General features: G+C 41.8%; 15 protein-coding genes. 13 read left to right on the plus strand and 2 right to left on the minus strand.

Going from position 1 to position 20,708, the window contains the following annotated elements; genetic code table 11:
- The first annotated feature begins 48 nt into the window (after positions 1-48).
- The 3 genes from CVD19_RS12640 (at position 49) to CVD19_RS12655 (ending at position 5,417) form a co-directional block, all read left to right on the plus strand.
- Positions 49-471: an SRPBCC domain-containing protein gene (locus CVD19_RS12640; RefSeq protein ID WP_101582225.1), complete on the plus strand. Its 423-nt coding sequence runs from the start codon at positions 49-51 to the stop codon at positions 469-471.
- Positions 472-1,084: 613 nt separating this feature from the next.
- Positions 1,085-3,862 carry a carboxypeptidase-like regulatory domain-containing protein gene (locus tag CVD19_RS12650; protein ID WP_101582226.1) on the plus strand — a complete coding sequence of 926 codons (2,778 nt, stop codon included), beginning with the start codon at positions 1,085-1,087 and terminating at the stop codon, positions 3,860-3,862.
- A gap of 562 nt (positions 3,863-4,424) precedes the next feature.
- Positions 4,425-5,417, plus strand: a complete 993-nt coding sequence (locus CVD19_RS12655; protein WP_101582227.1) for a LacI family DNA-binding transcriptional regulator — start codon at positions 4,425-4,427, stop codon at positions 5,415-5,417.
- 155 nt (positions 5,418-5,572) lie between these two features.
- Here CVD19_RS12655 and CVD19_RS12660 read toward each other — a convergent pair whose 3' ends face one another.
- Both CVD19_RS12660 and CVD19_RS12665 read right to left on the minus strand, forming a co-directional pair.
- Complete coding sequence (locus CVD19_RS12660) at positions 5,573-6,097, minus strand: AAA family ATPase (protein ID WP_101582228.1); 525 nt, start codon at positions 6,095-6,097, stop codon at positions 5,573-5,575.
- A gap of 81 nt (positions 6,098-6,178) precedes the next feature.
- A complete protein-coding gene (locus CVD19_RS12665; protein WP_101582229.1) occupies positions 6,179-7,213 on the minus strand; it encodes a LacI family DNA-binding transcriptional regulator in 1,035 nt (344 codons plus the stop codon).
- A 624-nt stretch (positions 7,214-7,837) separates the two neighbouring features.
- Here CVD19_RS12665 and CVD19_RS12670 point away from each other — a divergent pair.
- The 10 genes from CVD19_RS12670 (at position 7,838) to CVD19_RS12715 (ending at position 20,566) form a co-directional block, all read left to right on the plus strand.
- Positions 7,838-9,157, plus strand: a complete 1,320-nt coding sequence (locus CVD19_RS12670) for an extracellular solute-binding protein (RefSeq protein WP_101582230.1) — start codon at positions 7,838-7,840, stop codon at positions 9,155-9,157.
- Positions 9,157-10,035, plus strand: a complete 879-nt coding sequence (locus CVD19_RS12675; RefSeq protein WP_180953613.1) for a carbohydrate ABC transporter permease — start codon at positions 9,157-9,159, stop codon at positions 10,033-10,035. The genes CVD19_RS12670 and CVD19_RS12675 overlap by 1 nt, the downstream gene beginning before the upstream one ends.
- Positions 10,022-10,852 carry a carbohydrate ABC transporter permease gene (locus tag CVD19_RS12680; protein ID WP_101582232.1) on the plus strand — a complete coding sequence of 277 codons (831 nt, stop codon included), beginning with the start codon at positions 10,022-10,024 and terminating at the stop codon, positions 10,850-10,852. Before CVD19_RS12675 ends, CVD19_RS12680 begins: the two co-directional genes overlap by 14 nt.
- A gap of 22 nt (positions 10,853-10,874) precedes the next feature.
- A complete protein-coding gene (locus CVD19_RS12685; protein WP_257985120.1) occupies positions 10,875-12,494 on the plus strand; it encodes an alpha-glucosidase in 1,620 nt (539 codons plus the stop codon).
- Entirely contained in the window at positions 12,472-13,422 is a 951-nt protein-coding gene (locus CVD19_RS12690) for an MTP-1 family protein (protein WP_101582233.1), read from the plus strand. Before CVD19_RS12685 ends, CVD19_RS12690 begins: the two co-directional genes overlap by 23 nt.
- Positions 13,423-13,443: 21 nt before the next feature.
- The gene (locus CVD19_RS12695) at positions 13,444-14,508 is read left to right on the plus strand and encodes a BtaManbiosPhlase (RefSeq protein WP_101582234.1); all 1,065 of its coding nucleotides are present in this window, start codon (positions 13,444-13,446) and stop codon (positions 14,506-14,508) included.
- Between the two features lie 292 nt (positions 14,509-14,800).
- Complete coding sequence (locus tag CVD19_RS12700; RefSeq protein ID WP_101582235.1) at positions 14,801-17,323, plus strand: beta-mannosidase; 2,523 nt, start codon at positions 14,801-14,803, stop codon at positions 17,321-17,323.
- 5 nt (positions 17,324-17,328) lie between these two features.
- Positions 17,329-18,321, plus strand: coding sequence for a zinc-dependent alcohol dehydrogenase family protein (locus tag CVD19_RS12705; RefSeq protein WP_101582236.1), 993 nt, complete (start codon positions 17,329-17,331; stop codon positions 18,319-18,321).
- Between the two features lie 118 nt (positions 18,322-18,439).
- Positions 18,440-19,666 (plus strand): MFS transporter, encoded by a 1,227-nt coding sequence (locus CVD19_RS12710; RefSeq protein WP_101582237.1) that lies wholly within the window; start codon positions 18,440-18,442, stop codon positions 19,664-19,666.
- A 42-nt stretch (positions 19,667-19,708) separates the two neighbouring features.
- Positions 19,709-20,566, plus strand: coding sequence for an ROK family protein (locus CVD19_RS12715; RefSeq protein ID WP_101582238.1), 858 nt, complete (start codon positions 19,709-19,711; stop codon positions 20,564-20,566).
- Positions 20,567-20,708: the final 142 nt, after the last annotated feature.

Here is a 20,708-nt window from a genome sequence, read left to right on the forward strand (position 1 = left end):
GGCATAAAGTGAAAAATATTATCTATATCGAAAGTGAGTTGATTGAATATGAACAACGTTACGAAAATGAAGATATTAAAGCCAGCACATGAAGTGTTTGAAGCCTTCGTAAATCCGATGAAAATCGGGAATTTTTGGTTCTCATTAAGTTCTGAAAGATGGGAACAAGGCAAAACAATTACATTGAGATATGAAGAATATGAAGCTGAAGGGGAAATAGAAGTACTCGAAGTGGACATAAATAAGAAAATTGTCTTTCAGTGGGGGGAAGCACATATTGTTACAATTGCACTTAATCAGTTGGATAACTCAACTACCATTGTTGAAGTCAACGAAGAAGGCTTTAATGAAACTGATAATGATTTCATCACTCAATTGATCGATAATAAAGAAGGTTGGGTTTATATGTTAACCTGTCTGAAAGGTTATTTGGAATATGGTGTGAATTTGAGAGCAGCGTTAATGAAATAGCACTATGAATTAAAGAGAGCTTTTTAAAACCTCCTGGGTAAGATCCTCTGCAAGTTGTTTATCTTTAACATATGAATAGACAAGTTTAATCATCGCATTTCCATACTCAATCATTAATTGCTCGCAAAATGTTATCCAAAGAGTCATGTCTAACAACACTTTTTGATTCCAACGATTTCCCCCCTCTTTCTTTATATTTTATTGACGTAGCTCGACGTGGAAAGTTTACTTTTTAAGTGTTTTTTTACATATGAAAAATAAAAAAGAGTGGGGGCGACTAAACTGTTCCCCTTGTAAAAGATATTTTTTAAAAAAGCTAGGCTGCTTTAAGAACATGATCTTTGTATTGAACAGGGGTCATCTTTCTGAAAAATAAGCGTTACGTAGTTCCTGGTGATAGGCACTATCCTTAAAATGGGTAGTGCCTGTCACTTTTTTTCGAATTTTTACTTTATTCAAAATTGACAATACAATTTATAATAAATATAATTCAAGTATCGTAACTTTACAAAACTTGACGAATGGAGGTGTGCGAATTAAATATCATACGGTTTTTTGTTTGCGCTTTCATTTTTGTTAATCAATGAAAAATTTTACTTTCAGGGGGAGAGTCATGAAGAAAGAGCTAAGTTTATTCGTTTCGGTCGGTTTAGCTAGTTCACTGTTAATGTCTGGGGTCGTCAATGCAGATAATACTGGTAAAGTTAATTATGATTTAGACTCCAATGGTGTCGTTAATAGTGCTGATTTAAATAAACTGGTAAATGCAGTGAAGAAAAATCAATATGAGAGTGCGTTTGATTTTGATCAAGATCATCAGCTTACTAGCAAAGATGTTTCTTATTTTAAGAAATTTGCTCTAAACAAAGAGGGTGAATTCTTTTTAAATCTTAAGCATCTGAACTGGTTGAACGAAGAGGTTACAGTTGATGGTATCGATATGATGATAACAAGGCTTTATGCAGAGCCTAATAACCCTCATGATTTAAGTCAGGGATATCATTATGTAGGAGATCCTCAAGAGGGTATTGCTGCTCTGGATGATGTGAGCCGTGCAGTAACAGCGTATGTCGAACATTACAAACTATATAAAGATGAATATAGTTTAAGCCAGATTAAGGATGGATTGGAATTCGTCATGTGGATGCAAGAATCAGATGGTGATTTCAGAAACTTTGTGGCCCTAGATGAGAATGGGGAAATCTATAAAAGAGATTCACATTCTTCTTCAAAGACTTTCAGTTATTGGGCGACAAGAGCTTATACGTCACTAAGTTATGCCCATGAGATTTTAAAAGAAGAGGACCCGGAATTTGCTGACAGAGTCAAAAAGCACATGGAGCTATCAAGCAATCGAATTAATGAAAAAGTTAAACCTTTATACGGTACCTATACAGAAAAGAATGGTGAAAAGTATCCCGCTTGGGACCTTTATGATAATTGGGTTACCACGATCGCTTTGGATGCTTTAACAAAACATCATGCAGTCCTGCCTAATGATACTGTCAAAGAGAATATTCAAATGCTTGGAGAGGCGCTATATGCCTCGCAGTTTGGAGATTTCATCAATTACCCATATGGTGGATTTATGAGCACCTATTCGGATCGGGTAGATATTTGGAGTGAATGGGGCAGTCAACAGGTAGCAGCCATGGCGTTAGCTGGAGATGCGCTTGGGAATGAAAATTGGATTGCAGCAGCAGAACTTGCAGCAGACAGCTTTTTAAGTGATTCAATTATTTCTGGAAGAGCATTTTCACAGCAGCCCAATGACATAAAATACCCGCAGATTAACTATGGCACAGCCTCTTACGTCGATAACTTTATTAAATTATATGACGTCACGGGTAAAGAAAAGTATGCCTTCATGGCAGGGGTCGCAGGGCAGTGGTGGCTTGGAAACAATGATAAAAACCATCCGATGTTCAATCAGGAGTATGGTATAGCGTTTGATGCGATTGACGAAAACAAAGTCAATATAAATTCAGGGGCTGAATCAAATATTGAGGCTATAAGAGCTCTTGCGCGTATCTTACAAAATGAAACTAGTAAAACAGCATTATTTTCAACAGAATTAGAAAAACAACGTGCCTTAACAATCGAATTGGAAGATCAATATGTGAAGAAAACAGATGAGCTCTATCAATTAAATAACGGCAGCCTTTCTGACCCAGACAAAGCAATTGTTGTTAAGCAGTCTGATGACCCAGCACTGAATGAAAATAATGAAGCAGCTACAAAAGAAGAAGTAATTCCTCAAGAATCTTATGATCAAGAAGCTGAAATTTACGAGGAATGGACAGGTCAAAACGCACTGTTTGTAAAAGGTGCAGGCTACAATAATACGAGATTATATGACGATTCCTATTTATATCGTGACATTCCGGTTAATGGTGAAGCTGGATCCCCTAATATTGGCGATGTAGTCAGTCTGCAATTCGCTACACGCTTGGAATTTGATACACAACTTGAAGCGAAGGTGCTTGCTTTTAACGATAATGGTGAAAGTACAGTTATCTCTCAAGTGGAAGGGATGAATTATCATTATCGTCACTGGTACTCTGGTGATAGCTCAATCAAGACATCGTCCATCTCACCTATTCCGGAAGGTACCACGAAGTTAAGAATAATGTTTAATGTGGAATCAGAAAATCAATGGTTTAATAAAGGCTATGTTTCCTTAGCGGATGTAAAGCTTTATAAGGTAAATACACCTGAATTAAGAGCTGGTGGCACAGAATTTTCTAAAGGACGCTATATAGAAATGCCAGCTGGCCAAGAAAAAGAAATTACCTTGCCAGAAGAAATCAAGGCTGGAGATTATAGAGTATATGTAAGTGCCAGGACTAAGAAAGAACCAGGCGAAATCCAAATGGAATTCGGTGAGAATCAAACCTTATCCGTTGATCTGGCAGACGAAGAAGAATCTGTTCAAATCATTCATACGGGCACAGTAAAGATTGATGAAGGACAGACTTCCTTCCAATTGAAAAATTCAGGAGAGATTCCAGCAGACATCGACCAAATCACCCTATACCCGTTGCAGTCAAAAGCATCCTATGAAACATTAAAAGGAAAAACGGTAACCGTTATTCGAGACAGTATTAGCAATAACCTCATCGTGGATGAAGAACAATCATTGAAAAAGCGGAATATTATTCACTCGTCGTTTGAAATAAACGATGGAAAAGCGCTTGTGTATGGCAGCATCACAGATCTAAATGGCAAAGTCATATCCAATGAGCATGTAACCATAACCGCATTAGGCCAAACCTACAAAATAAAAACGAACCATAAAGGTGAATATAGTAAACTTATTCCTTATACTGATGAGCTAAAGAGAGCCGAAATTAAATCAGGGAAAAGTATCGGTTACTTATACTTTAAGTAACGCTAGCTGTGTTTGAGCGATTCTCTTATCAGAGTCGCACAGTTGTAGACAAAGGGGTTAGGAATGTTCGCATTCCGGACCCCTTTTGTTCTGGAATAGAAATTCTCAAGAGAATAGACTACTCTTGTCTTCTGTTCTTTTCCTTCGCACACTTTGAGGAACTTCTCTGGTGGAATCGGCTTTTTTCCATTTTTTTCTCGAACCACAATAAGTCTTGAATTCCTGTTGATTGGAGTGGAAGGGCGCGTAGACTCCTGCGGGATCAGCTGGACAGGTGAGACCCTACAGGAGCAAAGTGACGAGGAGGCTCAACTCCAGCCCCGCGGAAAGCGAAGCGCCTGGAACGGAGATCAACAGTTACATCTCACCTCCAACCAAAATAGAAGACTGTAGACAAGCTTGATTCTCATCGAGTTTGTCTACAGCCTGAGCGATTTTCATAAGAGAATCGCTTTTTTAAAAAGATCGGCAGTCATAAGCAACGATGTCGGTTTTTCTACTTGACAACTACTTGACAAGAAGATTAAGCTGAAATGAATATGATGATATTGGGGCTAATGATATGAAAAAAACATCGATGCAAAGCATTGCCGAGAATTTAGGGATTTCAAAAAATGCTGTTTCTCTTGCGTTATCAGGCCGACCGGGAGTAAGTGCCGAATTACGTGAAAGAGTGATCGCAGAAGCAAAGCGGATAGGTTATCCGATACACAAAAAGAATGAGGGGTCAGACTCTCACTTCATTGGACTTATTGCAAGGGAAGAAGTCTTTTCAGAACATGAGTTTTTTGGCGTAATTAATTTACATATTGAAAAAGAGATTAAAAGCAAGGGAGGGAATCTTCTGCTTCATGCTGTAGATAAAGATAGTGAAAGAGATCTGCTTTTGCCTTCCTTTTTACAAAACCAAAAGGTTGATGGGTTAATTGTTTTGTCCCATTTGAGAACTGAGTACATAAAGAAGGTCCTGAATTTAGGAATTCCCGTAGTCCTTGTTGATCACCATGATCCTGAATTAGAGGTTGACTCTGTATTAAGCGATAATCGGACTGGAAGTTATCTTGCAACGAAACATCTCATTCAAAAAGGTGCGGAATCAGTAGGCTTTATCGGCAGAGTGGAAAAATCACCAAGTTATAAGGAACGGTTCGAGGGTTATAGTGATGCGTTAAAAGAAGCAGGCATATCCTTAGCCTCCTCATGGATTAATAGCGAGCATGATGAAATTGAGGAGGAATTGGGTCAGTATATTCGGGCGTTATCCACTCTTCCGGATGCGTGGTTTTGTGTAAATGACCACTACGGGTTTCTGCTGACTCAAATCTTATCCAAAATGGGATACACCATTCCGCGGCAGGTAGCTATATGCGGGTTTGATGACTCGCTGTACGCAAAGATCGCTGCACCACGCTTAACGACGATGTCAATCGACAAACAGTATTTTGCTAAGCGTTCTGTGATTCAGCTATATACAAGAATTCAACAGCAGACGCCTGTTTTCGAGAAGATTTTACTGACGACGAAACTCATTGAGAGGGAGACTGTTTGTAAGTAGACTTGAAGCTTGCGTTCATGGAAAAGGGATTTATTTGGAATGAGTTTCGGTTTAATTATTAGGGTTGGTCATGGTAATCCTCCTTTTGATATGTAATGAATGAATTTTTGAAAAGCCCTATACTTTGCAAGAATACAAAAATAGTTACGGTGGCACTATGAAAGATCTAAATCAAAATTAGAGCTGTTCATAATATCCATTAAAATATCATAAGGTTGTTTATTGGTTGTGTCGTACAGATGCAGTTTATTTCCTGGTGTGTTCTCAAGCTGATTCAGCAGAAACAACGAGCGGTCAATTAAGTAAGTATCCCCTCGTTTCTGGATACGTTCAATCAAACGATCTTTTTCAGCAAGTAAGACTATATATTTAACTTTTACATTCAAATGAGAAAAATGTTTGCAGAACCATTCCATTTCATCTTCGACGACAATATCGATGATGACATTGAAATCATGCTGAATGAGAGTTTGTGTTGTGGAAAGGATATTTTTCCACATGATGTTTAATCTTTCTTCCCAAGGCGGTTCAGATCCTTCACCATACATTTCTAGAAAGTAATCGCCATGAACGAGAGCGCTTTTCTTCAAATGATTAGCAAGTTCCTTAGCAAGAGTGGACTTGCCTACACCACAAGGACCAGAAATAATATAAATCGTTTGTTCAGTATTTGTGTTCATTGGCTATTTCCCTCCATACGATCATCCGCAATTGTTCCCTAGTAATGCAAAGGGAAGCAAGAGAACGATTCCCTTGCTTCCCTAACTTAAAATTATATCGTTTGCAGTATTAACAGCGGTTGATTCCCGAACAATCAATGTGGTCGGCAGCAGGATTTCATGGATGGGTTCATCCTTATGATTAATCCTCCAGCTCAGCTGTTCGACCGCTTTTTTACCATAGTAATTTAAATCAATATCGACTGTTGTAATTTTTGGAGTGGCGATTTTGGACAGCTGTCCGTTGTCGAAGCTGCAGATCGATATGTCTTCTGGAATCTTGTATCCTTTTTGCTGCAATACTGACTGAACAAGGAATCCGTGTCCATCGTTTACACAAAACCATGCAGTCGGCATATATGGTAGTCGATCGGTAAACCTGCTTATTTCTTCTTGGGTTTCCTCTGCGTCTGTAAATAACAGGGCTGAATTTGATACTATCCCATGTTTTTTCAGTGCAAGACTATAGCCTTCCAGTCTTTCTTGGTAGCTTGGAGAAATCTCTATATCTCCTACGAATGCAATGTCCTGATGACCTAATTCGATTAGGTGTTCAACTGCCTTAAATGCACCAAAACGGTTGTTCGTCAAGATGGCGTCCGCCTGCAGGTATGGTGAGTGATGGTCAATCAGCACAGTCGGAATTCCGGTATCAATAATCTTTGAAATATAGTCAGTGCTGATATGAGATAGAATCAAAATCCCATCTATTTGATGATTCGAAAGCAGGGAGGGAAGGATTAACTGATCCTTTGAATCCTGGTCGATGGATTCAATCAATAAATTCCAGCCGCGTGTCCTCACTTCCTTTTCCACGCTGAGATAAATCTCCCCAAAAAAGCTTTTAAGCGAAAAAGCATAGTCAGAAGCAATAAGCGCAATGTTGATTCCCTTTTTATCATCCTTTTGACTGCTTCTATTATTGGGATAGGAATACCCTAATTCATCTGCCACTTTTTGAACCATCAGCCTTGTTTCTTTACTTACTCCCGGTTTTCCCGTCAATGCTTGTGAAACAGAGTTCTTAGAGATATTCAGCCGATCCGCAATATCCTGCATAGTCACTTTTTTCTTCATATATAAAACTTCTCCTTAATGAAAGTGAATAATAGTATTCTTCTTGTAATTTTATTGTAACGTTACAAAATGTTTTTAGCAATATACTTATCATGGTAATTGTTAAACTTTATGATTGTGTTAAATGCCAATCTTGTTTGTAAGCCTGTTGATTGGAGCGGAAGGCGCTTGGATCCTGGGGGATTAGCGTTTCAGGCGAGACCCCGCAGGAGCAAACCGACGAGGAGGCTCGGCGAACGTCCCCCCCCCCCGGAAAGAAAGCGCCTGGAGCGTAAATCAACAGCTATGTATCAAAGCCAACTTTTTAACATTGTTAATTTTAATATAATTAACGTTTGACATATAAGTAGTAAGGTGCAATAATGTATTTGTAAAGTTATTATTCACATTATTTATTTTTATTGTAATGATTTTAAAAAATCTTTAGAAATGAGGGGTAAAAGGGTAAATCATCAATATACGTGACCCAGATACTATTGATTATACTTTTTTTTGTAAGGTTATGATAGCGTTATCAAAACTGTCCACTTCAAAAAGCTAGACTAATAATTTTATCATTTTTTCGGGGGAAATTACTGAAAACTTAAAGTTAAGAAATCATACAAATAATTGGGGGAATATCGGATGAAAATCAAAAAAGTGGCTTCATTAGTCCTTGCTGCCTCACTGACTGTTTCTGGACTTGCAGCTTGTAATAATGGAGATAAAAGCAACGGAAGCACAAAAGACGGAGTAACAACAATTGAATTCTGGGCAGCTCCAAACCCAACTCAGCAAGTTTATTGGAAGGAAGTAGCGGAAGAGTTCACTAAAGAAAATCCGGATATCAAGGTGAACGTAAGTCCGATGAAGGAAAGCCCAACTTCCGAAGCTGGGATCCAATCAGCGATTGCTGGTGGAAGTGCGCCAACAATGTCAGAAAATATTAACCGTGGTTTTGCCGCTCAGCTTTCTGAAAGTAAAGCATTATTACCATTGGATGAGCTAGAGGGCTGGAATGAAATTAAGAAAAACAGAAATATGGAAGATACGATGAAGGGCTGGGAGTTTGCTGACGGCCATCAATACGTATTGCCAATCTACTCGAATGCGATGTTGTTTGGCTGGAGATTGGACGTCCTGAAGGAGCTTGGCTATAACGAACCGCCGAAAACATACAGCGAAATGCTAGAAGTAGCGAAGAAATTAAAAGAAAAGCACCCAGACAAATATGTATGGGCTAAACCAGACCTTGCTGATCCAACAGCTTGGAAAAGATGGTTCGACTTCTTCATGCTTTATAACGCAGCATCTGATGGCAACAAGTTCGTAGAGGGAACTGAATTTACTGGCGATAAGAAAGTAGGAGAGCAAGTTCTTGGATTTGTGGAAGAGCTGCAAAAAGCTGATGCTTTGATGACTAGACAGTCTAAAGATCCATTTGAAAGCGGATTGGGAATCTTTACGGATATTGGTCCTTGGACAATTTCTTATTGGGCAGATAAATTCCCAGAAATGAAATTGAATGAAACGTATGCGTTAGCATTGCCTCCTGTTCCAGACGGAATGGATACAGAAAACGTTAAGACATTCGCAGATACAAAGGGTATTGTGGTGTATGCTTCAGCAACGAAAGAACAGCAAAAGGCTGCGAGCGAATTCATTAAATGGGTCTATTCAAATCCTGAAAATGATCTGAAATGGCTTGAAAAGACGAACCTGCCACCTGCACGTGATGACTTAACAACAAACGACACTTTCAAATCGTTCTTTGAAAACAACCCAGCATTACAGCCATACGCTGCTGCCGTTCCGAATGCAATCCCGCCAATGGATAACTCTAAATACAATGATATTCAGACATATATTGGCCAGCATGCCTTCAACCCAGTTGTAAAAGGAGAGAAAGATCCGAAAGCTGCATGGAAGGATATGCAAGAGGCCATTGAGGGGGCTCTCAAATAATGAGCAAGAACCAAGGATGGTTGGGCTGGCTTTTTGCCAGTCCTTATCTTTTATACGCAATCATTTTTTTTCTAATACCACTTGTCTGGTCGCTGTTCTTATCTGTGACCGATTGGAATTTAATTTCACCTACTTATAGTTTTGTAGGATTGGAAAATTACACGGAGGCTTTCAAGAGCCAGGGTGTCCAGAGTGCCTTTTTTGTAACGTTTAAATTCATGGCTGTATTTGTACCATTAGTCATTGCTTTTTCAATCATTGTCGCCCTGATTGTCCAAGGGCTTCCGAGATTCAAAGGACTGTTTTTAATAGGATTTTTCCTTCCTTATTTGGCATCAGGGGTTGTTTCCTCACTGATCGTGAAAGGATTTTTGTCCTACAACAGTCCGCTGAATGAATTCCTGCGAGAAACATTTGGCCTCGATATTAACTGGCTTGGATCGCCGTTCGCTGCACTCTTTGTTGTAGCCTTGATCATTGCCTGGAAATTCACCGGATATTACGCGCTGATTCTAACTTCAGGCTTTGAAAGTATCAGTAAAGATGTCTATGAAGCCGCGATGATTGATGGAGTAACGCCATGGCAGCGTTTTTGGAAAATTACGCTTCCACTCCTATATCCGGCATTGTTTACAGTATTGATTTTATCGATTGGTGTCACGTTTGGTATTTTCACAGAGGTATACCAATTAACTGGCGGTGGACCAAACTTTGCAACTAACACATGGCAAATGGAGATCTTTACAAAAGCATTTACGAATCTCCAGGCAGGTTACGCTTCAGCTATTGCCATCATTGCATCGATTGTAACTTTTGTTGCAATCTACATCATTCGAAAACTCTTGGAATTGTGGGGGAAACGAAATGGTTGGACCTAAGAAAAAAGGATTGGTTTTTCGTTACCTGTTTGCGATCGTACTCTTGCTTATCATGATCTATCCGTATATTTACATGGTGTTGAATTCATTTGCAGATTGGAGTCAGGTCGATAAGAAGTTCTTCCCGACTGAATACTCGTTGAAATCCTGGGAATGGCTGCTTGGCGGAGGAGAATCAGTCATACCGCGCCCTTGGATTAACGCCTTTTTTAACAGCTTTTTAGTATCAGCTGGTTCTACCATTTTAATGATGGTCTCAGCGGTAATGGTTTCTTATGCATTAGCTAAGATTCAATTTAAAGGAAGAGACACGATCAACAACGTGATCTTGTTCCAAATGTTCTTCCCGGCAATCATCTTGCTTATTCCTACATTCCTGGTTATTCAAAAGGTCGGAATGTATGACTCTTACTGGGGAATGATCCTGCCGAAAGCGATGAGCTTATGGGCGGTATTCATGTACACGAATTTTTTCAAGGCAATCCCTGATACATTCATTGAAGCGGCAAAATTGGACGGCGCAAGTGAAATGCAAATCATGTTCAAGATTGTCCTGCCGATGTCAAAGTCAATTACTACTGTCATTTTCTTATTCTTGTTCATGGAAAGATGGACAGAGTTGCTATGGGATATGCTTGTCGCGAAGAGTGATCACATGCTTACGTTAAACGTACTGTTATCACAAATGTTCGGACCGTATGGCGGCTACCCTGGACCGATGTATGCGGCATCTGTGTTATTGACATTGCCGATTATCGTCATCTTCTTGCTTTTTGCGAAGAAGTTCCAAGAGGGAATGCAATTTACACTTAAGTAACCTGAGATTGGAGTTCTAGCAAATGGTTAAATGGTGGAAGCAATCAGTTTTCTATGAAATATATATGCCTAGTTTCAAGGACGGAAATGGAGATGGGCTGGGGGATTTTGCAGGAATCACCTCCAAGCTGGATTATCTGAAGGATTTGGGAGTCGATGGCTTGTGGCTCACTCCCTTTTATCCATCTCCGAAGGTTGATAACGGCTATGACATTTCTGATTATTACTCGATTGATCCCGCTTATGGGACGATGGAGGACTTTGAAGTTTTTATTTCTGAGGCGCATAAGCGTGATATCAAAGTCATTGTCGATATTGTATTGAACCACACTTCTTCCGACCATGAATGGTTCAAGGAATCAAGGTCATCTAAGGATCACCCAAAGCGAGATTGGTATATATGGAGAGACGAACCGAATAACTGGGAATCCTTTTTCAGCGGAACGGCATGGGAATTTGATGAGGCAACAGGCCAATATTATTACCACGCTTTTGCGAAGGAACAGGTGGATTTGAACTGGGCTAACCCGGAAGTCAAAAATGCCATGTATGATGCCATGAGGTTTTGGCTGGAAAAAGGCGTGGATGGATTCAGGCTGGATGTCATCAACTTCCTGACCGTCAACGATTCCTTTATTGATAATCCTTATGACCATGAAAAGAATGAACAAATCCATTTGTATGACAAGGACCAGGAAGGGATTTTAAACATTATTGAGGAAATCGCCGATGTGGTTCATCAATATCCGGATAAATTCCTCGTCGGTGAGGTTGGTTCTGAGGATATTGAGATTTTAAAACGGTACTCTGGGCTGGACAAGCTGGATGTATCTTTTAACTTCAATATCGGAAGCATCGGTGAGTTTGATGCAGAACGGATTTACGAGCAATTAGTTGAAACAGAGAAGGCGTATGATTGTGAGCAAATTGCTACTCTGTTCTTCTCAAGCCACGATATGTCACGCCATATTTCACGGTTTGGCGGTGATGAGGAGCGCGCGAAGCTGGTAGCGGCGCTAATGCTTACAGCGAAGGGCGTGCCGTTCCTTTACCAGGGGGATGAGCTTGGCATGAAGGATTGGGTTACAGATGACATTACGAAGATGATGGATGTCCAGGGGCGCCTTGCATATGAAGAAGCATTGGAGGCTGGCAAAACCGAGGAGGAAGCGCTGGTTGTCGCGAACGAACGATGCCGCGATAAATCTCGTACTCCAATGCAGTGGAATTCCGGTTCTCATGCTGGCTTTTCCGAAGTAGTACCCTGGATTACGGTGCCTGAGGATGCCGGCAATACAAATGTTGAAAACCAGCAAGGCAATCCTGAATCAATGCTTTCCTTCTATAAAAAAATGTTGAAGCTGCGTAAAGAACATACTTCCTTTCAAACAGGAGAATATGAATTCTTGCGTTACCAGGATGGAATGATCTATTTCATGAGAAGGAACGAGATGGAACGGACACTAGTTGCTCTGAACTTTTCTGAGGAAGAGAAATCCCTTGAACTAGATTTGAAAAACTTGAACCTGCTGCTTTCGAACAAGCGAAATACGATGGAAAGTAGCGATGTACTCATGATATCAGCAAATGAAGTCATTATTTTAAAGGAGGATGCTGAGAATGACGGTCTTAACGAAAGGTAATGTAAAAACGTGCGAACAGCTTTTGGAGGAGTTCTCTTCGAAAGCACAGCCGGCTAATCCGAATAAAATTGTATTCTCTGGTGTTGGAGAAAAGGATGTCTATAATATTACAGCACCTTTTGAGGATGAGGGTCAGCAGGTAATTGCCGGCCGAGTGGAATCACGTGACAGTGAGCATTCCAGCGTTTATTTCTTTGTCGAGAGAGGTGGCGAATGGGTTCCTCGAGAAAACGCGCCTGTGTTTGAATTGCAGGATCCTTTTTACACAAGGATTGCTGGTGAGTTAGTCCTCGGCGGCGTACAGATATTCCCACATCCTGCAATCGAAAATGCACTTGGATGGCGTACTGTTTTTTATAAAGGAAAGAATATTGCAAGTTTAGAGGAATTTGCCAAGGGACCAGATGGAATGAAGGATCTTCGCCTTGTTGAGCTGGCTGATGGCAGCATCGGTGTGCTGACAAGACCTCAGGGTCAGAAGGGCGGCAGAGGGAAGATTGGTTGGGCACGCATTTCTTCATTGGAGGAATTGACGCTGGATGTCATCAATGAGGCTCCTTTATTTGAAGATCAGTTTATTTATGAAGAATGGGGTGGTGCGAACGAGCCGCATCTGCTTGCAAATGGTCTGGTTGGTGTACTTGGCCACATTGCTTCGTTCGATGCAGCTGGAGACCGCCATTATTATCCGATAGTTTTCGCGCTTGATCCAGAAACAGGAGCATTTTCTGATATGGAGCTGATCGCAACAAGAAGCAATTTCCTTCCTGGTGCCTCAAAGCGACCGGACCTGGCTGATGTTGTGTTCAGTGGCGGAATTGTACGAAAAGCTGACGGCACAGCTGATATCTATGCAGGAATCAGTGATGCTGAAGCGCAAAAAATTACGATTGCAGATCCATTTTTACGATACGAGCAAAAAAACTGACTGAATTGAGGGGATTACAACATGAATGTTTATAGATATGAAGAGAATCCGTTAGTGACACCAATGGATGTAAAACCGCATCGCGAGGACTTTGAAGTGATTGGCGCATTCAATGCGGGGATTACGACTTTTAACGATGAAACCATCATGCTGCTGCGTGTTGCAGAGCGTCCGGTTAGTGACAACCCTGACATTGTAAAATCACCTGTTTATAATCCGGAAACAAGTGAGCTTGAAATTTTGGAATTCAATTTGAACGATCCTGCTTACAATTTTTCAGATCCACGTACGATTCAAAAAGCAGGAGAGACTAATCGTTTCGCCTATCTGACTTCATTATCTTATTTGAGGATTGCCCGCAGTAAGGATGGCCATAACTTTACGATTGATGAAAAGCCATTTGTCTATCCATCAAATGAGCTGGAGACATTCGGAATTGAAGATCCGCGTATTACAAAGATTGATGATACTTATTATATTTACTTCAGTGCCGTATCACCTGTTGGTGTTGGCGAATCAATGGTTTCAACAAAGGACTTTGTCACAACTGAGCACCACGGAATGATTTTAGCACCAGAAAACAAAGACGTGTTAATCTTCCCCGAGAAAATTAACGGCAAATACTATGCTCTTCATCGTCCTGTCCCTAGAAGCACAGGGGAACCGGAAATGTGGATCGCGGAATCTACTAATCTCCTGCACTGGGGAAATCACAAATACTTACTAGGCCTGCGCGAGGGTATGTGGGATAGTGCCCGCATGGGTGGCGGAGCTGTTCCGTTCAAGACGGAAAAAGGCTGGCTGGAGCTTTACCATGGCGCAACTACGGACCACCGCTATTGCATGGGTGCTGTATTGCTTGACCTGGAAGACCCAACCAAGGTCATCGCTCGCTCTGACAAGCCGATCCTTGAGCCAGAGGCAGATTATGAAGTGGAAGGCTTCTTCGGAAATGTTGTCTTCTCATGCGGCGCGGTCGTTGAAGGCGATGTTGTAAAAATGTACTACGGAGTTGCAGATACTTCAATGGCATGTGCTGAGTTAAGCCTTCAGGAAATCCTGGATTCATTGACTTATATTAAATAACATCAATATTAGTGCCAAAATCGCGTGATGATTTTGGCCTTTTATCTTAGCGAGGTTTTTTTCATTATTTTTTATGTATGGCTGTGATACTACTAATTATTGATATTTAGTGATTTGTTGATAGGAGTGGAAGGCGCGAAGACTCCTGCGGGAGCATGGGTCAGGGGAGACCCCGCAGGCGCTTGTAGCGCCGAGGAGGCTCCCCGGGCCACCCGCGGAAAGCGAAGCGCCTGGAACGGAAATCAAAACCAAACTTTAATACAGCCTATATTTTAGGAAGGGTTCTGTATCTATGAAGCTTAATAAAAACTGGAAGATAAAGAATTTCGATGTTGGAACTGCACGTGATTTGGAGGTGGCCTCACCGGATTATATTGATTATTTTTGGATGACGGCTGCGGTTCCTGGGGACGTCCATTCCACCCTGATCGACCGAAAGCTAATCGAAGACCCGTTCTATGGGCATAATGATTTGAAATGCCAGTGGGTAGAGGAAAAGGTATGGTGGTACCGTACCACCTTTGAATTCGATGGGGCAGACCATAAAGATGAACGGTATGATCTGCTGTTCGAAGGGCTCGATACGTTTGCAACGGTTTACCTGAATGGAGTCGAGCTCGGTTCAACGGATAATATGTTTATCAGCCATTCCTTTGAAGTGACAAGGGAATTGAAAAAGGGCAAAAATGTCCTTGCTGTAAAATTCGATCCAATCGATGTGCATGTGAAGGAGAAGGTTCAATATTACTGGTCAGGGTTCAGCAAGGAACGGATCTGGACGAGGAAGAATCAAAGCCATTGGGGCTGGGACTGGGGACCGCGTCTTGTAGCAGCGGGTATCTGGAAAGACGTTCATTTAAAAAAACGGACGTATGCCAGCATCGACTCTGTGTTTGCTAAAACAACCTCTCTTTCGGAAGACAAGGCATATGTTGATGTAGAGGTTGAAGTCGATTCTTTTAGAAGAGGAAAAGACTATCAAGTTCAGATAGAGCTGTCGATTGGTGAGGAAAAATTCACTGGCAGTGCAGAGGTTCAAGGGAAAAAGGCTTTCGTTACCCTAGAAGTTGAAAATCCAAAGCTATGGTGGACACATGACCTGGGAACGCCGAACCTCTACCTATTGAATGTTGAATTATATGCTGATGACCAAAAAATCGATAAAAAACAAGAGGATTTTGGAATCAGGACGATTGAAGTCCTTCGCATTGATGAGGAAGGGAACCATTGCTTTACCTTTCTGCTCAATGGCAAGAAGGTTTTTGCGAAAGGCGCTAACTGGATTCCGATTGATAGCTTTATAGCGTCAGTTCCGGATTCCCGGTACAAGCACTTAATCAAGCTGTCAAAGGACGCGAATATGAATATGCTGCGTGTTTGGGGCGGCGGCATCTATGAACGAGCTGTTTTTTATGATGAGTGCAACCGGCTCGGGATTTTAGTCTGGCAGGATTTCATGTTTTCTTGCGCTCTCTACCCTGATTACAATAAAAACTTCATGGCCAATGTCCGGAATGAAATCATTCAGGTCGTGAAGCGCCTGCGTAACCATCCATCGGTGGCTTTATGGTGCGGGAATAATGAGAACGACTGGCTTTATGAAGCGTTGTTTTCTTCGGGTGAAATTACCGATCCTTTTTATGGCGAGAAAATTTATCATGAACTGATGCCGGAAATTCTGGCCGAACTGGACCCAACCCGACTGTTCTGGCCGAGTTCTCCATTCGGAGGGAATGACCATAACTCGAGGGAACAGGGTGATTCGCATAACTGGCAGGTATGGCACGGCAATATCGAGCCGCGGACCTTTGGTGAGCCGCAGACTGTGAATTACAGTGTTGAAGGCCTTTCTTTTAAAAACTTTAAAAACGATCGCACGACCTTTGCCAGTGAGTTCGGCATGCATGCATCTTCAAACCGCTATACATTGGAGCGGAATATCCCTAAGGATCAATTTTTCTGGGGCAGTGAAGAAATGGCCTACCGGAATAAAGACATCCATCATCCTAAAGGGATTTTACTGATGGAAGGGTATACCGGGGTGCCAAACAATTTAGATGAGTATATTGCTTATTCGATGCTGACGCAGGCTGAAGGTTTGAAATATGGCATTGAGCATTACCGACGCCATAAACCGAAAACCAGCGGTGCGCTGTTCTGGCAGTTGAACGATTGCTGGCCTGGTACGAGCTGGTCTGTCATCGACTACTACCTGCTGCCAAAGGCTGCCTACCATTATGCGGAAAAATTCTATCATCCTATCTTATTAACAATCGATCATGATCCAGGTGCTGATCTGAAAGTTTGGATCGTTAATGACAGATTAGAAGGATATGAGGATGAGATCGAGCTTGCTGTATATGACTTTCATGGGGAAAAGGCATTCTCAAAGAAATGGAATGTCTCTGTTGAGGCAAATGTCAGTTATCAATTAGACGCGGTTCTAGAGGAGAAGGCTTTAGGAGGATTAAAGCCGGAAGAGGCAGTGATCATTCTCCGTTCATTAAACGCTAAAACGTATGAAAATACTTATTACTTCCGTGATCAAAAGGATGTAATGCTGCCAGATGCTGAGGTAACTGTAGATTTCAGCAGGGAAGATCATGAGATCACTCTATCAAGTGATGCTCTGGCACGGATGGTGACGATTGAAATGGATATCGAACAGCTTGTGCTGGAGGATAACTTTTTTGACCTGCAGCCTAATGAGACAAAAACGATGAAAGTAAGCCAGGCGGAAGGGAAAGAAATTCCGTGGGAGACTTTAAGAGTTAAAGCGATAAATAGCGTGAAAACGAAGATAACCGAGGTGTGATGATGATGAAAGCAGCTGTATTGCAGGGTGTGAAAAACCTGGAAGTTCTCGATTGGCAAAAACCAGCCCCGTCCCCTCGGGAGATACTTATAAAAGTGAAGAGCTGTGGCATTTGCGGTACGGACCAGCACATTTACCATGGCCATCCTGGTTCAGCCGAGGTGAATCCGCCGATTATTCTAGGACATGAGCTGGCTGGAGAAGTGGTTGAAGTAGGTGCAGAGGTAACGAATTTGCAGGCAGGAGACCGGGTTTCCATCGATCCGAATATTTATTGCGGAACATGTAAATACTGCCGCAGCAACCGGACCCATTTATGTGAAAACCTTCAAGCTGTCGGTGTGACTCGAGATGGCGGCATGGGCGAGTATTGCGTGGTTCCGGAAGCAAACTGCTACAAGATACCGGACTCTATGACCTTTGAAGAGGCCGCTTTAGTTGAGCCTTTAGGCTGTGTCCTTCATGGGTTTAGAAAAATCCAATTGTCGCCTTTAAGCAAGGTGCTCATCATTGGCGGAGGCTTCATTGGCCAGCTGTTTTTGCAATTGGTGAAGCAACAAAATATTGATTATATTATTGTAAGCGAGCCTGCTGAGAACAAAAAAGAAATTCTATTTAGGCTTGGTGCAAATGAAGTGTTCACCCCGAAGGATGAACGGGAGCTGGAGGCGGATGTCGTCATTGAATGTGTCGGCAGGCCAGAAAGCATGGAATTCGCTTTTAAAGCCGCCGGAAAAGGCGGACAGGTACTCTTGTTCGGTGTCGCTGCACCTGAAACCGTCATTTCCGTTTCTCCCTTTGAAATTTTTTCAAAGGAACTGACCATCAAAGGCTCATTCGTAAATCCATATACACACGAAGAGGCGATATCACTCATCGCAAAGAAAATCATAGACGTCCAACAACTTATTTCACACCGATTTACACCCGAAGAACTGCCAGCCACAATGCACGATTACCCAAAGCTCGGTGTTTCAAAGGGCGTTATTGTTTACTAGGAAGAAACATGAGAACCGTCCCCATGTTTCAGCTGTTCCTAAATTTAAAGATACCACAGTGATTATTTTACAAGTTACGAGGGTGGTGAATGCCCTCGTTTTTAAAGGGAGATAATAGATGTTTTCTATTTTTAAATCTTTTTCCACGGAATTGAAGTTTTATCTGCTTATGAATGCACTTTTTGCGTTTGGTACATCCTTATCAGGTGTTTTCCAAAGCGTGTTTCTATGGAAGCTCGATAAAACTTATTCCCTGTTAGCCTATTACAGCATGTATTGGTCTGTTGCGATTATTATCAGCTTCGGGCTTTGTGCATGGCTGGCCAGAAAAACCAGCCCAATGATCACAATGCGCCTTGGGTTTGTGTTTTACCTGATTACTTATTTAATCATGCTTTTCTTCCACGACACATTGGATGAGCATATCATGCTGCTTGGAATCTCCAATGGACTGGCCATGAGTCTGTATTATGTCGGTATGCATATGGCCGTGCTGGATTTGACGACAAATGATAAGCGCGATCAGTTTTTATATATTCAGGGGATTTTATTTACGATTGGCGGAGTGATTGCGCCGCTTCTTTCGGGCCTTATGATCTCACGGTTTGCTGGGATGATTGGCTATTATGTTGTTTTTATGGCAACCTGTGTATTTTTGTTCATTGCCTTTATCGTTTCCCTTCGCGTCAAAGGGAACCCGGTTACGACCAAAAGTCATTTCTGGGAAGTCATCAAGAATCCGTCACCCGAGTGGAAAAAGATGTACTCGATCATGTTCGCTGATGGAATCGTATCCGGAGCATTTACCACTTTTTTAATCACGATGATGACCTTCAAGGTGGCTGGCGGGGAACTGAACCTCGGATTGTATAATACCGGAGCGCAAATCATGTCGATAGTTGCCTTCTATATGCTTGCGAAGTATTCAAAAGCCAAGGACCGGATTACCGTTTTTGCGATTGGTTCAGTTACAATATTATTGAGCTCTATACTGATTTCAGCCTATCCTATCTTTATTTCATTGGTGATCTTTGGAATACTGTCACCGATAGCCATGAATATGATTGGCACATCGATGAATGCCATGATTTACGAGTCGATCGAAAGAGATCCAGATTATCAGGAAAAAAGACTCGATTACATCATTATCCGTGAAATTCCATTGGGGGTTGGCAGAATAATCGGTGTTGTATTATTTTTATCCATGAGGAAGTATTTTGACCTGGAAGCCCTGCTGCCTATTTCGTTCAGTATTTTTCCGATTGTGTATGTCCTCATGATTCCTACTCTGTATTTCATTTGGAATAAGCCGAACGGAAAAATGAAGGCGGGAACAACGAATTAAATTGAACGGACTTATTATATTGTCTGGTTTGGAGGAATTTTGATGCTAGGAGCAATTGAAGCAGGTGGAACTAAGTTTGTCTGTGCCGTAGGCGATGATACAGGTAAAATCATGGAACGGATCCAGATCCCGACTACAGTACCATCTGAAACGATTCCGCAGGTAATCACCTTTTTCAAGAAGTATTTAATTGAAGCGATTGGGATTGGATCATTTGGACCGATTGATGTGAACCTGGATAGCGCCACATACGGTAATATCACGTCGACACCGAAACCAGGATGGAAGGACTATCCCTTCGTTCAGGAGATAAAAGAGGCATTAGCTGTTCCGGTAGGATTTAACACCGATGTCAATGCCGCTGCTTTAGGTGAAGCAACCATTGGTGCAGCAAAGGGGTTGGACAGCTGCCTTTATATTACGGTAGGAACAGGAATTGGCGCAGGAGCAGTTGTTCAAGGGAACCTGCTTCAAGGACTTTCCCATCCGGAAATGGGACACATTCTCGTAAGGCGGCACCCAGAGGACCAGTATGCAGGAAAATGCCCATACCACCAGGATTGCTTAGAAGGCCTGGCTGCAGGACCAGCGATTGAAGAACGCTGGGGAGCGAAAGGCATTGACCTCGTCCAGCGCGGCGAAGTCTGGGACATGGAAGCCTATTACATCGCCCAGGCACTCATGCACTATATCCTGATCCTCTCACCAAAGAAAATCATCCTAGGCGGCGGAGTCATGAACCAGAAGCAAGTCTTCGCTTCGATTTACAAATACTTGCCGGAGTTTTTAAATGACTATGTATCTTTACTAGAGCTATCCGATTACATTGTAAGTCCAGGACTAGGAGATAACGCAGGTATCATTGGCTCGCTACTGTTGGCCAAAGAAGCATTGCGGTGAAACGTGGGGCGGGGTGAACATGGGGACGGTTCGAAACCACTGAAAAACGTTACCAAATAATTGGAACTCGTTCGTTTTATGCATAAAAAAAGAAAATCCCCCGTCATTTGGTATAATGGAGTTGTCCAAAAACCAATAAACC

This window comes from Bacillus sp. T33-2 (genome assembly GCF_002860205.1).
In the GTDB taxonomy this organism is placed as follows: domain Bacteria; phylum Bacillota; class Bacilli; order Bacillales; family Cytobacillaceae; genus T33-2.

Bases quoted from the DNA above. Each gene is read 5' to 3' on its own strand.
- CVD19_RS12640 (WP_101582225.1), top strand. From the start codon at position 49: ATGAACAACGTTACGAAAATGAAGATATTAAAGCCAGCACATGAAGTG.
- CVD19_RS12650 (WP_101582226.1), top strand. From the start codon at position 1,085: ATGAAGAAAGAGCTAAGTTTATTCGTTTCGGTCGGTTTAGCTAGTTCA.
- CVD19_RS12655 (WP_101582227.1), top strand. From the start codon at position 4,425: ATGAAAAAAACATCGATGCAAAGCATTGCCGAGAATTTAGGGATTTCA.
- CVD19_RS12660 (WP_101582228.1), bottom strand. From the start codon at position 6,097: ATGAACACAAATACTGAACAAACGATTTATATTATTTCTGGTCCTTGT.
- CVD19_RS12665 (WP_101582229.1), bottom strand. From the start codon at position 7,213: ATGAAGAAAAAAGTGACTATGCAGGATATTGCGGATCGGCTGAATATC.
- CVD19_RS12670 (WP_101582230.1), top strand. From the start codon at position 7,838: ATGAAAATCAAAAAAGTGGCTTCATTAGTCCTTGCTGCCTCACTGACT.
- CVD19_RS12675 (WP_180953613.1), top strand. From the start codon at position 9,157: ATGAGCAAGAACCAAGGATGGTTGGGCTGGCTTTTTGCCAGTCCTTAT.
- CVD19_RS12680 (WP_101582232.1), top strand. From the start codon at position 10,022: ATGGTTGGACCTAAGAAAAAAGGATTGGTTTTTCGTTACCTGTTTGCG.
- CVD19_RS12685 (WP_257985120.1), top strand. From the start codon at position 10,875: ATGGTTAAATGGTGGAAGCAATCAGTTTTCTATGAAATATATATGCCT.
- CVD19_RS12690 (WP_101582233.1), top strand. From the start codon at position 12,472: ATGACGGTCTTAACGAAAGGTAATGTAAAAACGTGCGAACAGCTTTTG.
- CVD19_RS12695 (WP_101582234.1), top strand. From the start codon at position 13,444: ATGAATGTTTATAGATATGAAGAGAATCCGTTAGTGACACCAATGGAT.
- CVD19_RS12700 (WP_101582235.1), top strand. From the start codon at position 14,801: ATGAAGCTTAATAAAAACTGGAAGATAAAGAATTTCGATGTTGGAACT.
- CVD19_RS12705 (WP_101582236.1), top strand. From the start codon at position 17,329: ATGAAAGCAGCTGTATTGCAGGGTGTGAAAAACCTGGAAGTTCTCGAT.
- CVD19_RS12710 (WP_101582237.1), top strand. From the start codon at position 18,440: ATGTTTTCTATTTTTAAATCTTTTTCCACGGAATTGAAGTTTTATCTG.
- CVD19_RS12715 (WP_101582238.1), top strand. From the start codon at position 19,709: ATGCTAGGAGCAATTGAAGCAGGTGGAACTAAGTTTGTCTGTGCCGTA.